Annotated in this window: 15 protein-coding genes and 1 pseudogene; 11 read left to right on the top strand and 5 right to left on the bottom strand. The window is 43.3% G+C overall.

Annotated features, from left to right (window positions below; all coding sequences use genetic code 11):
• The first annotated feature begins 83 nt into the window (after window positions 1-83).
• The 5 genes from VM932_RS00935 (at window position 84) to VM932_RS00915 (ending at window position 5,208) form a co-directional block, all read left to right on the top strand.
• Complete coding sequence (locus tag VM932_RS00935) at window positions 84-875, top strand: 3-keto-disaccharide hydrolase (RefSeq protein WP_326276706.1); 792 nt, start codon at window positions 84-86, stop codon at window positions 873-875.
• A gap of 9 nt (window positions 876-884) precedes the next feature.
• Window positions 885-2,309 carry a Gfo/Idh/MocA family protein gene (locus VM932_RS00930; RefSeq protein ID WP_326276705.1) on the top strand — a complete coding sequence of 475 codons (1,425 nt, stop codon included), beginning with the start codon at window positions 885-887 and terminating at the stop codon, window positions 2,307-2,309.
• A gap of 14 nt (window positions 2,310-2,323) precedes the next feature.
• Entirely contained in the window at window positions 2,324-2,827 is a 504-nt protein-coding gene (locus VM932_RS00925) for a DinB family protein (RefSeq protein ID WP_326276703.1), read from the top strand.
• 11 nt (window positions 2,828-2,838) lie between these two features.
• The gene (locus VM932_RS00920; protein WP_326276702.1) at window positions 2,839-3,966 is read left to right on the top strand and encodes a DmpA family aminopeptidase; all 1,128 of its coding nucleotides are present in this window, start codon (window positions 2,839-2,841) and stop codon (window positions 3,964-3,966) included.
• A gap of 102 nt (window positions 3,967-4,068) precedes the next feature.
• The gene (locus VM932_RS00915; RefSeq protein WP_326276701.1) at window positions 4,069-5,208 is read left to right on the top strand and encodes an SPFH domain-containing protein; all 1,140 of its coding nucleotides are present in this window, start codon (window positions 4,069-4,071) and stop codon (window positions 5,206-5,208) included.
• An 87-nt stretch (window positions 5,209-5,295) separates the two neighbouring features.
• On the opposite strand, the gene VM932_RS00910 is transcribed toward VM932_RS00915, so the two are convergent.
• Both VM932_RS00910 and VM932_RS00905 read right to left on the bottom strand, forming a co-directional pair.
• A complete protein-coding gene (locus VM932_RS00910; RefSeq protein ID WP_326277115.1) occupies window positions 5,296-5,415 on the bottom strand; it encodes a DprA-like winged helix domain-containing protein in 120 nt (39 codons plus the stop codon).
• Window positions 5,416-5,740: 325 nt separating this feature from the next.
• On the bottom strand, window positions 5,741-6,034 hold the full coding sequence (locus VM932_RS00905) for a hypothetical protein (protein WP_326276699.1): 294 nt from the start codon (window positions 6,032-6,034) through the stop codon (window positions 5,741-5,743).
• Window positions 6,035-6,436: 402 nt separating this feature from the next.
• On the opposite strand from VM932_RS00905, the gene VM932_RS00900 reads away from it, so the two are divergent.
• Both VM932_RS00900 and VM932_RS00895 read left to right on the top strand, forming a co-directional pair.
• Entirely contained in the window at window positions 6,437-7,219 is a 783-nt protein-coding gene (locus VM932_RS00900; RefSeq protein ID WP_326276698.1) for an RNA polymerase sigma factor, read from the top strand.
• Window position 7,220: 1 nt separating this feature from the next.
• Entirely contained in the window at window positions 7,221-8,318 is a 1,098-nt protein-coding gene (locus tag VM932_RS00895) for a hypothetical protein (RefSeq protein WP_326276697.1), read from the top strand.
• 446 nt (window positions 8,319-8,764) lie between these two features.
• Here VM932_RS00895 and VM932_RS00890 read toward each other — a convergent pair whose 3' ends face one another.
• Both VM932_RS00890 and VM932_RS00885 read right to left on the bottom strand, forming a co-directional pair.
• Window positions 8,765-9,106 carry a DNA-processing protein DprA gene (locus VM932_RS00890; protein WP_326276695.1) on the bottom strand — a complete coding sequence of 114 codons (342 nt, stop codon included), beginning with the start codon at window positions 9,104-9,106 and terminating at the stop codon, window positions 8,765-8,767.
• Window positions 9,027-9,446, bottom strand: a pseudogene (locus tag VM932_RS00885) (DNA-processing protein DprA). The gene VM932_RS00890 and the pseudogene VM932_RS00885 overlap by 80 nt, the downstream one beginning before the upstream one ends.
• Window positions 9,447-9,705: 259 nt before the next feature.
• Here VM932_RS00885 and VM932_RS00880 point away from each other — a divergent pair.
• The 4 genes from VM932_RS00880 (at window position 9,706) to VM932_RS00865 (ending at window position 11,817) form a co-directional block, all read left to right on the top strand.
• A complete protein-coding gene (locus tag VM932_RS00880; protein WP_326276693.1) occupies window positions 9,706-10,650 on the top strand; it encodes an HU domain-containing protein in 945 nt (314 codons plus the stop codon).
• 57 nt (window positions 10,651-10,707) lie between these two features.
• Entirely contained in the window at window positions 10,708-11,220 is a 513-nt protein-coding gene (locus VM932_RS00875) for an acyl-CoA thioesterase (protein WP_326276692.1), read from the top strand.
• Window positions 11,221-11,296: 76 nt separating this feature from the next.
• Complete coding sequence (locus VM932_RS00870) at window positions 11,297-11,530, top strand: hypothetical protein (protein WP_326276691.1); 234 nt, start codon at window positions 11,297-11,299, stop codon at window positions 11,528-11,530.
• Entirely contained in the window at window positions 11,515-11,817 is a 303-nt protein-coding gene (locus VM932_RS00865; RefSeq protein ID WP_326276690.1) for a type II toxin-antitoxin system RelE/ParE family toxin, read from the top strand. Before VM932_RS00870 ends, VM932_RS00865 begins: the two co-directional genes overlap by 16 nt.
• Window positions 11,818-11,877: 60 nt before the next feature.
• Here VM932_RS00865 and VM932_RS00860 read toward each other — a convergent pair whose 3' ends face one another.
• A complete protein-coding gene (locus VM932_RS00860) occupies window positions 11,878-12,714 on the bottom strand; it encodes an aldo/keto reductase (protein ID WP_326276689.1) in 837 nt (278 codons plus the stop codon).
• Between the last annotated feature and the right edge of the window lie 2 nt (window positions 12,715-12,716).

Genomic DNA, 12,716 nt, shown 5'->3' with positions numbered 1-12,716 from the left:
TTAAAAGTAGTGAAAAAGGCACAAAAAAATTATCCAATATTTTGTACTTTAACCTCGCAGATAAAAAAATCAAAAACTAAACCATGCTAAAATTTTTAAGGCTCGCCGTTTTAATCCTGGCGATAGCTGCTTGTAAAGACCAATCAAACAAAAAAAACGAAACAACAACAACTCCCACATCTGAAGAGAATAAATCTGAATGGACCTACCTTTTTGACGGCACCAGTCTAGAAGGTTGGCGCGGTTACGGTATGGATTCCCTGCCTCCGGGATGGACAATAAAGGACAGTATCCTCACTTTTGACACCGAACTGGGACTGGAACAGGATTATACCGGCGGGAAAGATATTATTTACGGAGCCGAAGAGTTCGATAATTTTGAACTCTATCTGGAATGGAAAATACCCAAGGGGGCCAACAGCGGAATTTTTTACCATGTAAAAGAAGGTTATGATGGGCCTCCTGTAGTGTCCCCGGAATATCAGATCATCGACGATGAAAACTATGCGGACATACACGATTTGACAGGGTACAACTCGCAATTTGGTGCAGAGCACCCGGAACTTCTTCAAGATTGGCAAAAAACAGGTGCCGACTACGCCATGCATACCGCGGACGAATCCCAAAAACAACTGAATCCGGTAGGTGAATGGAATTCTTCAAAAATCGTGTTCACCCCCGAAAAGGTGGAACACTGGCTCAACGGTAAAAAATTATTGGAATTTGTACCGTGGTCCGATGACTGGAAAGCCAAAAAGAATTCTGGAAAATGGGACAACGCGCCCGACTACGGAAAATACAAAACGGGCTACATTGCCCTTCAAGATCATGCGAGCCCTATTTGGTTCAGAAACATAAAAATTAAAAAACTATAACCTCCAACCATGAACAAAAGAGAATTTATCAAGAAAAGTAGTGTGGGAGCACTTGGAATCATGTTTGCCCCTTCCATTTTAAAGGCAGGCTTCCCAAAAGAAAAACTAAGAACAGCCCACATTGGAGTCGGCAATATGGGGATGGAGGACCTAAAGGCCGTCTCATCCCACGAAGCAGTTGAGGTAATCGCTCTTTGCGATGTAGATGCCATCAACCTATCCACCGCCCATAAAATGCATCCAGGAGCACGTATCTTTTTTGATTACCGTGCCATGCTGGAAGAAATGGGCGACGAAATTGATGCCGTTATCGTTTCAACACCCGACCATACCCATGCACCAGCCTCGTTAATGGCAATGAACATGGACAAGCCCGTTTACTGTCAAAAACCATTGACACACTACGTTTCCGAATCCAGGGAAATGAAAAAATTGGCAGCCGAAAAAGGATTGGTCACGCAAATGGGTATTCAGGTACATTCATTTTACGATTACAAACTGGCCACCCTTTTGATTCAGTCCGGTATTATCGGTAAAGTGCACACCGTACATGCCTGGTCTCCCAAAAACTGGGGCTATGATGGGCCATTACCTGAAGGAAAAGACCCCGTTCCTGACCAATTGGATTGGAACCTTTGGTTAGGCACCTCCAAAGAAAGGCCTTATAAGGATGGAATGTACCATCCCGGAAACTGGAGGAAACTCATGGATTATGGCTGTGGCACCTTGGGCGACATGGGTGTGCATATTTTTGATACCCCATACAACGCTTTGGAACTGGATGTTCCAAGAACCATTATGACACAGTGTAGACCTACCAATGGATTCGGTTTCCCAGAAAAAAATACGGTTACCTATGAATTCCCCGGCACCAAATACACGGGCAAATCCCTAAAATGGATTTGGTACGATGGACCTGGCGTTCCAGAAATGCACGAAGACCTTATGTTGCCGGGCATGGACATGAAAAAGAACAAAAAGTCCACCGATAAGAATAATGAAAACAGTATTTCCTTGGATGCAGGAGTAGCAGGTGAGAACGAATTACCGGAACAGGGAGCTATGTTCGTAGGTGAAAAGGGACGTTTGTTGCTACCTCACTTTATGCAATTGCCAAAGAAAATCAGAAGGGGAAAATACGTGGACATCTCCAAAGAGATCGCCGAGGTTTCCGAAGAACACAACTTGGGGGAACCCATCCGGAATTATGCCACTGAAGGACCTAAACATTACCACCAATTTGTAGATGCTTGTTTGGGCAAGGGTACCACTACCGCACCTTTTGATTATGCAGCAAGATTGACCGAAACCATTTTATTGGGCACCATTGCAGGCCGCTTCCCGGGAGAAACCTTGCATTGGGATGCAAAAACCGCCCAATTCAAAGAAGAAAAGGCCAACAAATATCTGGCCGGTGATTACAGGGATTTTTAAAAAGTAACATTTTTATGTCATCCACCCAAGAGTATTGGCTAAGTGGTCCTATACCAGAGGTACCCGCACTTTTGCAACCTGCAGCTCATGCCTTGTTGCAATCTGTGCGGGAAGTAAAGGAGTATTTGTCCGGGTTCCCCGAAAACAAGCTTTGGGAAAAGCCATTTGGCAGGGCCTCGGTCGGGTTTCACCTAAAACATTTGACAGGCGTGTTAGATCGGTTACTGACCTACGCAAAAGAGGAGACCTTGACAGATGCACAGTTCCAATACTTAAAGAACGAAGGGAATGGAGAAAATGCTCCAACATCCCAGCAACTGATAGCGGATTTTGAGACAAAGGTGGGCCAAGCTTTGGACTGTTTTAAAACTATCCCGGAAACGACGCTTACAAACGAGCGCTTTGTGGGAAGAAAGAAGCTCCCCACCACCGTGATAGGATTACTTTTCCATGCGGCCGAACACAGCCAGCGCCATGTTGGGCAATTGTTGGTTACGGTAAGTGTTTTGAAAGGTTAATGGATCGGTATATGAATAAACGGCATCACAGTTTTTGTATTTTATTGTTCATAGTCCCTTTATTCTTGCTATCCCAAAACCGCCTTCGGGATCATGGGGTCGAAATCGGAGTTTTAAAACCCGGAGCCTTGAATGCCATCACCGATGTGCCCGGGGCACAAGTAGGTCATTCCACACTAATTAAGGGTGATAACGTTAGAACAGGAGTCACCGCCATTCTTCCCCATCCCGGAAACATTTTCCAGGAAAAAGTGCCCGCCGCTATTTATGTGGGCAATGGTTTTGGCAAACTCGCTGGTTACACCCAAGTAAGGGAATTGGGCAATTTGGAAACCCCCATTATCCTAACCAATACGCTCAGCGTTCCCACGGCCGTCAATGCTGTCATTGGATATACATTGAACCAACCAGGGAACGAAAATGTCCGTTCCGTAAATGCAGTGGTCGGTGAAACCAATGATGGTTACCTCAACGATATCCGAGGTCGCCATATCAAGGAAGAACATGTGCTCGAAGCTATCGAAAATGCAAAATCGGGCCCTGTTGCCGAAGGTAATGTAGGAGCCGGAACAGGAACCGTCTGTTTTGGGTTCAAGGGTGGCATGGGAACATCATCCAGAGTGTTGCCCAAAAAATTGGGCGGTTATACCGTGGGCGTAATGGTCCAAACCAATTTTGGGGGTGTTTTGCAGATTGCCGGAGTAGAGGTGGACAAGAAACTCGACCGCTATTCGGAGGTACTTAAATATTCCGCGGATGGATCATGCATGATGGTTGTGCTCACCGATGCCCCACTGGATTCCAGAAACTTGGAGCGCTTGGCCAAAAGGGCCATGTTGGGCCTTTCACGAACAGGGGGCATCGCCAGTAACGGTAGCGGTGATTATGTGATTGCGGTTTCCACTGCAAAAGCATGTCGAATACCGTATCAAAGTGAAAACCCGACACAAACCATGACAACCTTGCGAAATAACGCCATGACGCCTTTGTTTCTAGCTACCATTGAAGCGACCGAGGAAGCCATCTTGAATTCCCTTTTTGCCGGGGAGACGATGATTGGGCGGGATGGACACAAAATCGAGGCCCTTCCGAAGCAGCAAGTCTTGAAAATGCTGAAAGAGGCTGAAAAAATGGACTGATTGTGAGCCAACTGTAACAATCCCTTGGCATTTTACACTAACCCAACGGAAGTAATCTTCTTTTTTCATAAATTAAACATCATTAAAACTAAAAACACTACCATGGATATATTTGGAAAGATCAAGGAAAAACTCAGCAACGAGTTTATCGACATTGTCGAGTGGCTCGATTACACCGACAACACCATTGCATACCGCTTTGAGCGTTATCAAAATGAAATAAAGAACGGCGCCAAACTCATTGTTCGCGAAGGGCAGACCGCCGTTTTTATCAACGAAGGGCAGTTGGCCGATGTATTCGGACCCGGCACTTACGACCTTAGCACACAAAACCTGCCCATTTTGGCCACATTAAAGGGTTGGAAATATGGCTTCAATTCCCCTTTTAAGGCCGAAGTGTATTTTGTGAACACCCATTTGTTCACCGATGAGAAATGGGGCACCAAAAGCCCCATCACTTTAAGTGATGATCGCTTTGGTTTGGTAGAGATAAGAGCGTTCGGAACATACGCCTTTAAAATTTCTGATGCCGGAAAGTTCATCAAAGATATCGTAGGCACGGACAGCAACTTCACCAATTTTGAAATCAACGAGCACTTAAAAAGCTTGATTGCCACCCGATTTACAAATACGGTCGGCCAAGCCAACCTGCCCATTGAACTCTATGCGGCCAACACTACCGAACTTTCGGACACCTGTCGGGAAGTAATGGCCCCCGAGTTTGAAAGTGTGGGCATTTCCTTGGAAAAATTCTATATCGAGAACGTTTCCATGCCCGAAGATCTTAAAAAGGAAATCTTTGAATATAGCCGAATCGATAAACTGGATTTGGATAAATTGACCAAATTCAAGACTGCAAAAGCCATTGAGGCCGCTGCCCAAAATGAAGGGGGTACCGCCGGAGCAGGCATGGGCATGGGTATGGGATTTGCACTTGCCCAGCAAATGGGCAGCATGATGGGCGGAAACCCCCAAACTGCTCCACAACAAACTGCCCAACCCTCGCCTGGAGCCGTCCCTCCCCCAATGCCAAAACAAACCATGTACTTTTACGCAGTAAATGGTACACAACACGGTCCCGTTACCTTTGAGCAAATGCAATCCTTATTTGCTTCGCGAACCATTAACCGCAATAGTTTGGTATGGAAACAGGGCATGGCAACATGGACGGCATTAAAGGATGTAGATGAACTGAAATCCTTTTTGGGGGGCAACACGCCACCACCCTTACCAACTGAGTAATACGTTAAAAGCCATTGCCGTAAAGGGGCTTGTGGATGGAAAATCCAATCGGTATGAGCTGTCTTGGCGATTTCCCTTATTGATCTATTATATCACCTCGAGCACTTTACCGGGCAATGGTCGGATCACAGCTTTTATTTCCATATTTAAAAGTGTGGACGATACCTTAAAAATGGGCAGATTGCACTCCAAAGCAACGGTGTCCAGTAATTGTTAGCCGTTCATCTGCAAGTAAGGGTAGATTGACTGTTCTGTTTCATCCAACTCGATGAACAGCTGTTTTGGCACAGTCTTCTCTTGCTTTTCCCTTAGTCCCGAAAGTGGGACCGAATAAATACATGCTGATTTGAAAATCACCTGTCTTTTAACTTTATGTTGTTCGGTACGGCCTTTTGGAAAGTCAAATCAAATATGCCACACTTTATTTTGTTGTTTTTCAACCAATCAAATCTAGAATTTAATGACAAGTGAGAGAAACAGGAATGGCCTTCAATTGATGAGTTTTGGCCTTAAGAAGAAATTAAGTTAGAGATTATTTGTATTCAAAACCATCGTTCAAAAATTCACCATACTTTTTTTCTACCATTTTAAAAAAATCCGATAATTTAATTCCATGATTGAAGCAGATAGTGCTTAAAGTGGACAATGGTATATTGTAGCCATCTTCTTGTTGTATTTTTTCTATTACATGATAGTTGACACCATATATTTTTCCATACTTTCTAGTGCTCGTGTCTTTTAAGGTCAACCATTCCTCACTGATAAACTTGCATACGTATTTATCAGAAAAATAAACTTTACTTTTATTTGTGCTCTTATTTGCCATTAACACAAATGAAAAAATTATGGGAAGTTTTTTTGAGAGCGTACACTCTCATTCTGGATTTTTTATTATATTTATCCCAGAAATAACATATTTGCGAAACTTCTTAAGTTAATAATATTAGAAGCATTCGCTTTGATTCTCGCATCAAAAACTGGTAATTTTTAACGACGAGATGATAAGTGCAAATGCTCACGGCCCGGGCGTGAGCTTACTTATTGTCGTGCGGTATACCAGTACCTTGATGCTATAAGTTAAGTTTTCACGCCCTCTTTATCATATAAAAAGGGTTCTTCTCAACTTTTCAAAGCCATCTTCTCCGTATTACTCTTTAAGAACTCGCATCAGCTTAAAAAAAAATCAATTTTAATCATGGTGCAATCACCATCTTAAACGAGGTCTGTTATGTCATATAATGATTTTGAACTTTTAAAAAATGGCGACCCCTCTGCTTTGGCACTAATCCATGCTAAGTATGGCAGAAGTATGTTTTGGGTGGGCAAGCGATGGCTTGATGATGAATTTGTAATAGAGTCATTGGTCCAGGATACTTTTTTGAAATTATGGGTCCATAGGGACACAATAGAATCACCGAGGCATATTTTCTTTTTTCTACGGTTTGTGATGAAAAGGGAGTGTATCTCATATTATGGTAAGCCCAGAAATAAATTCTTTAGAAAGGTCAATTCCTTGGAGAGTTACGAAAATTATCTGGACTATATGGCAGGGTATGATCCGATACATGAATCAGAAAATCTAAAAGATCAGGAATCTGAACAAAAATCCTTCGATATGGTCAAAAGTGTATTGCCCTTATTGGATGCCAAAAAAAGGCATTTGATCGAACTCTGTTTGAAATACGGATTCCAGTACAAAGCGATTGCCGAGGTGATGGGAACAAGCACTACCGAAACCGCCAACGAGATCAAAAAAGCCATTCAGGATATAAAAACCATCATTCATCAAGGGGGCAACCGTGAAATTGAGCAAAAGTTTTCTGATGAAATGAAAACTCCGAATCTGATGACCGAGGAACAAGAAAAGGTATTGGAACTTAGATACAACAAGTACTCATTTACGCAAATTGCCGAAATGCTGAACTTGTCCCAAAAGGAAGTGCACAAAGAATTTGTTGCAGCTTATAAGTTTATCCAAGAGAAACATAACCTACAATTGGAATCCGCATAGCATGGAAAAATCAACGCTCATACTCACCCGAAAGATCCAGATATTGATAGATCTGCCCACTAAAGAAGAGCGGAAAGAAGCACTGAACACTCTTTACAGATGGCAGAACAGATGTTTTAGGGCATCGAACCTTATTGTATCCCACATGTATGTACAGGAAATGATCAAGGACTTTCTTTATCTTTCGGAAGGGGTCAAATATAAACTGGCCGATGAAAAAAAGGATGGAGATGGTATTTTGAAATGTTCCAAGGTCAATACCATATATCGTATGCTATCAAATCGCTTTAAGGGAGAGATTCCCACCGATATCCTGTCAAGTCTGAATAATACTTTAGGCGCTACTTTCAACAAAAACAAGCCTGAATATTGGAAAGGTGCACGCTCCTTGGATAACTTTAAAAAGGACATGGCAATTCCGTTCCCGCCGGATTGTATGTACCGGTTGTCGCATACTGCCGATAAAAAGGCCTTTTGCTTTCGCATATTCTCAATACCATTTAAAACATATTTGGGAAAAGATTTTACCGACAAACGAAGGCTCTTGGAGCGTTTGGTCGACGGGAATATCAAATTGCGCACCTCGCACATTAAATTAACGGACAGAAAAACGTTTTTGCTGGCAGCTTTTGAAATTGAAAAGGATGAACATCCGCTAAAACCGGATAAGGTCGCTGAAGCATCATTGTCCCTTGAATATCCCATTGTGGTCAAAACTGGTAAAACTAAGCTCACCATTGGTACCAAGGAAGAATTTTTCTACCGAAGGTTGGCGATTCAGACGGCCCGAAAACGGGCCCAGATTGGTGCTACCTACACCAAATCAGGAAAAGGTCGCAATCGAAAACTAAAGGCAGTGGAGAGGTTTCGCGCGACGGAGAGCAATTATATTCGCCAACGTGTACACGTATATAGCAGAAAACTCATTGATTTCTGCATAAAACATCAAGTGGGAACCCTTATTTTATTAAATCAAGAAGATAAGACCAGGATTGCCAAAGAAGAAAAATCCGTGCTGAGGAACTGGAGCTATTATGATTTGATGACCAAAATAAAGTATAAGGCCGAGAAAGCGGGCATTGAACTGATCATAGCTTAGTGATTTGATTTGAGGGTGCTTGTACACCCGTAAGGTGGGGCAACGGCACTCACTAAAAGCAAAGAGCATATACAACTAGCTGACGCATACACCCATCTGCTCTTGTATTTGTGCTGTCCGCCTTTTAATCGGACAAACCTCGGGCAGGGGCGAGTGAAGATTTTGACACATTAAGCTTAAAAAACTGAGAAATGGTGATGACCTTCTTCTCAAACAAGAAATTTTTCGAGGGTGCTTGTACACCCGTAAGGTGGGGTCAATGACACTCACTAAATGCAAACAGCATATACAACCGATCGACGATTACACTCTGGGGTGAGAGGCTTTTCCAGTAAAAAAAATGCTTTAAATACCGCAGATGAATATTTCCGAAAAGTTCACTGAAAATGGACTTTTCCGAAGGAAAATGAATCAATAGCACCGCGTTAGCATGCCATCCTCTTGCTTTACCTCCCCTGAATTTTCCATCCCAAAAGATACACAAGCTCGGCTGCTGAGGTCAACAAATGGGCTCTTTGGTATTTGATAAGGCCGTTACAGCCCTTGCTCCATTTATCGGTCGTCCTTCCGGGAACCGCAAACACCTCCCTGTGATAGCTATGGGCCAAATCCGCCGTGACCAAACTACCGCCTTTTTCGGCGGATTCCATTACAATGGTGGCTTCACTGATTCGGGCAATAATTCGGTCATAAAACCTCCATTTGCTTCTACTTCGGATTGTATGGAGCCTGCACTTTGGGATAAATTTGATTGAGTCCGTGCGCCATACAGGCGATGGTCTGCACATGGTCCATTGCTACCTTATGAAGGGCAATGTCCACACCCTAGGCCAATCCACTAACAATCATTGGGTTCAAAGGGGCCAATTCCTCAATAAATTGATTGCAAAACGAGGTTCCGTAGTTGGTCACGTTTTTGGTTCCAACCGCACTGATGATTTTTTGATGTTCTAAATTGATGTTGCCCTGTTGGAACAACAAAATAGGCCCATCAAAGCAATGCTTCAAACGGCTGGGATACCCATCATCCAAAAAAAAAGGATATCGTAATGTCTTCTTGGGACAAAAACCAGATCTCTCTTTGGCCTCTTCAAGATGAATGGGATCATGAAGACCTTTCAAGGTCATCTTACCAATGCCATCAATCTTTGGAAGTTGGTGCAGATTATCCACAAAAACCCCATTGGACTTCCGCAATGGGCAATTATTTTTTTGGGCGTAACATCCCCTATATTGGGAGTATTTGCAGCCGCAAAGCCGCAATAATTTCAGGTTCAGTCATTTGATTTGGGCCTCAAGGTTGTCCACAAAATACAGCTTTTCAAATGTTGATAAAAAGTTATCCTGCATATGTTGTGCTGTCCCTTTTTTTGCAATATTTGTGCTCATGCGGATTGATTCATACATAGAAAAGCTCTTGTTCGATTATAATTGTGTCGTTGTGCCTGGTTTTGGTGCTTTTTTGACACAAGGCAAGTCCGCTGAAATTGATTTGGCCACCAATACTCTGATGCCGCCGAGCAAGGTCATTTCCTTTAACGCCCAACTTTCCAAAAATGATGGTCTGTTGGTGTCCCATATTGCCAAAGAAAAGAATTTGGGATATGAGGAAATGCTTCGGGAAGTGGAGAATATTGCACAGGAATGGAACAATAAATTGGTTCAGGGCGAGAGCATTGAACTTTTTGGAATCGGCAAACTTTGGCACAATAGCGAACAACGCATCCAGTTCCAACCAGAGGAAAAAATCAATTTTTTAACATCTTCCTTTGGTCTGTCCACATTTGCTGCCACCCCTATTCAGCGTGAGCTAATCAAAGAAGAGGTGGAAGAATTGGAAGAACGTATTCCGTTTATCATCACCCCTGAGAAAAGGGAACAAACTTCTTTTAGACCTTGGTTAAAGTATGCCGCTGTTATTTTATTGGCGGTTTCCTTTGGTGTTACATCATATCGCGCTTATGGTGACCTTCAACAAAAGGAAGTGGCAGCCCGACAAGATGCCCAGCAAGAAGTGTCCCGCTTGATCCAAGAGGCTACTTTTTTTGAAAGTGCCCCCTTGGAACTGCCCGCCATCAACATAAAAGTGACCAAGAAAAAGTTGGGCAAGCACCATGTAATCGCCGGGGCGTTCCGCGAAGAGCAAAATGCGGATAAAAAGGTAAATCAACTCAAAGAAAAGGGATATAATGCTTTTTATTTGGGTGTAAACAAATATGGGCTGCACCAAGTGGCCTACGATAGCTTTGACGAGCCCAAAGAAGCACTTGCCTTTTTGAGGAAGGTAAAAGCCGAGGATTCAAGAGATGCTTGGTTACTTTCCGAGAAATAATCACGCTTTCCTTTAAAACCATTCCACACTTCAATATCTTTGCGCAAAATTTAAGGTATGCGCGCTAAAACCCCTAGTGAATCCCGCACGGTAATGACCGATTTGGTGTTACCCAGTGAAACCAACCCCCTTAACAATCTTTTTGGTGGGGAACTCTTGGCCCGTATGGACCGAGCTGCCAGTATTGCTGCCCGTAGGCACAGCCGCAGGATTACGGTGACCGCTTCGGTAAACCACGTAGCTTTTAACAGGGCTGTTCCGCTAGGTAGTGTGGTAACTGTGGAGGCGGCAGTTTCCCGAGCATTCAATACCTCCATGGAAATTTTTATAGATGTTTGGATAGAGGATCGCTTTACCGGTGAGCGTACCAAGGCCAATGAGGCCATTTATACCTTTGTTGCGGTAGATGATACCGGAAAACCAACGGAAGTTCCGCCATTGAAGCCTGAAACCGATTTGGAAAAGGAACGCTATGCTGCCGCGCTTCGCCGCAAGCAACTGAGTTTGGTACTTGCCGGCAAAATGAAAGCTGCCGATGCCACGGAACTTAAAGCGCTGTTTACTACTTAGGAACCAGCCTTTTTGCAGTCAACATGATAGCTGTGGAATGAAAATTGTACCTTTACTATAACAAACACAGAACAGTATGGCAACCTTGGATTTAAGACAAAGTGTACTGGAATACGTCAAGAAGGCCGATCACAGGTTCTTGAGACTCGTCAAGGCCATGGCCGACAACTACAATGACGATAACGACGAACGTATCGGTCTGGAGCAATATAACAAGGAACTGAACGAATCCATTGCCCAAATAGAGAAAGGGGAACTATACTCCCATAAGGAAGTGGGAGAGCACATCAAAAAATGGGCAGAAAAATAATCTGGACACACAAGGCCGAAGCAGACTTGAACCAAGCCTTTTTATCTCTACTGGAAGAGTCAAAGTCCATTGAAACAACCATTAGGGTCATTACAGAAATCCATGCTTCCACCAATATTTTGGCAACTGATCCCGAAATCTATAAAGTAGACGCGCTAAAGCAAAACAATACTGGAAATGTCAGGGCCTATGAAAAACACCGTTATCGAATCTCTTATCTTATTGAGGAAAACACAGTCTATATTTTGAGGGTGAGGTATGCAAGAAAAGAGCCTTTGGAATTCTAATTTGAATAAATTCCCGTGCTAAAAACCATCCTATTAGTAGAGGCCGCCGTTTGGAAGGAATCAAAAATCAAAATTATCAGGGTCTGGGCCAAATCGTTTGTCTTTGTCCAAGCCATCAAGCAATTCTACATCTTCTTCCGATAATTCAAAATCGAAAAGGTCGGAATTGGCAATGATACGCTCTTTTTTGGATGATTTTGGAATGGTGACCACTCCTTTCTGAAGGTCCCATCGCAAAACAATCTGGGCGATTGTTTTGTTGTACTTTGAAGCCAGGTCCTTCATGATATCGAGGTCAAAGATGTTACCCTGCATCAACGGGGACCATGCTTCGTATTGAATGCCTTTGGAGTCGCAGAAATCCACTAAATCCTGTTGTACCAAATAGGGGTGGAACTCCATTTGGTTCACCATGGGAACAATCTCCACAGAGCTCAATAAATCTTCTAGATGATGCCGCAAAAAGTTGCTCACACCAATGGCCCGCACCCGTTTTTCCTTATACAGTTTTTCAAGGGCCTTCCAAGTTTGTTTAGAAATTTCGCCTTTTGGCCAATGGATCAAATATAGGTCCAAATAATCGGTGCCCAAGCGTTCCAAACTGGCCTCGAAAGCTTTTAGGGTGGCATCGTAACCTTGGTCGGTGTTCCAGACTTTGCTCGTTAAAAAAACGTCTTTTCGGTCCACATTGCTTTCGCGGATTCCTGTACCAACGCCCTCCTCATTGTAGTAAATGGCGGCGGTATCAATATGCCTATAGCCATGGTTCAATGCTACTTTTACGGCATTGATCACTTCGCTTCCATCTTCGGATTGATATACCCCCAATCCAAAATAGGGCATCTGGACCCCGTTGTGCAGTTCAAAGGATCCTTGTAAATCTGTTATTCGCTTCATAG

Source organism: Flagellimonas halotolerans (genome assembly GCF_035818535.1).
GTDB classification, from domain to species: Bacteria; Bacteroidota; Bacteroidia; order Flavobacteriales; family Flavobacteriaceae; genus Flagellimonas; species Flagellimonas halotolerans.
Note: the sequence above shows the minus strand (reverse complement) of the source record. Positions and strands in the feature narration are given on the sequence as shown.

Bases quoted from the DNA above. Each gene is read 5' to 3' on its own strand.
- VM932_RS00935 (WP_326276706.1), top strand. From the start codon at position 84: ATGCTAAAATTTTTAAGGCTCGCCGTTTTAATCCTGGCGATAGCTGCT.
- VM932_RS00930 (WP_326276705.1), top strand. From the start codon at position 885: ATGAACAAAAGAGAATTTATCAAGAAAAGTAGTGTGGGAGCACTTGGA.
- VM932_RS00925 (WP_326276703.1), top strand. From the start codon at position 2,324: ATGTCATCCACCCAAGAGTATTGGCTAAGTGGTCCTATACCAGAGGTA.
- VM932_RS00920 (WP_326276702.1), top strand. From the start codon at position 2,839: ATGAATAAACGGCATCACAGTTTTTGTATTTTATTGTTCATAGTCCCT.
- VM932_RS00915 (WP_326276701.1), top strand. From the start codon at position 4,069: ATGGATATATTTGGAAAGATCAAGGAAAAACTCAGCAACGAGTTTATC.
- VM932_RS00905 (WP_326276699.1), bottom strand. From the start codon at position 6,034: ATGGCAAATAAGAGCACAAATAAAAGTAAAGTTTATTTTTCTGATAAA.
- VM932_RS00900 (WP_326276698.1), top strand. From the start codon at position 6,437: ATGTCATATAATGATTTTGAACTTTTAAAAAATGGCGACCCCTCTGCT.
- VM932_RS00895 (WP_326276697.1), top strand. From the start codon at position 7,221: ATGGAAAAATCAACGCTCATACTCACCCGAAAGATCCAGATATTGATA.
- VM932_RS00890 (WP_326276695.1), bottom strand. From the start codon at position 9,106: ATGTGCAGACCATCGCCTGTATGGCGCACGGACTCAATCAAATTTATC.
- VM932_RS00880 (WP_326276693.1), top strand. From the start codon at position 9,706: ATGCGGATTGATTCATACATAGAAAAGCTCTTGTTCGATTATAATTGT.
- VM932_RS00875 (WP_326276692.1), top strand. From the start codon at position 10,708: ATGCGCGCTAAAACCCCTAGTGAATCCCGCACGGTAATGACCGATTTG.
- VM932_RS00870 (WP_326276691.1), top strand. From the start codon at position 11,297: ATGGCAACCTTGGATTTAAGACAAAGTGTACTGGAATACGTCAAGAAG.
- VM932_RS00865 (WP_326276690.1), top strand. From the start codon at position 11,515: ATGGGCAGAAAAATAATCTGGACACACAAGGCCGAAGCAGACTTGAAC.
- VM932_RS00860 (WP_326276689.1), bottom strand. From the start codon at position 12,714: ATGAAGCGAATAACAGATTTACAAGGATCCTTTGAACTGCACAACGGG.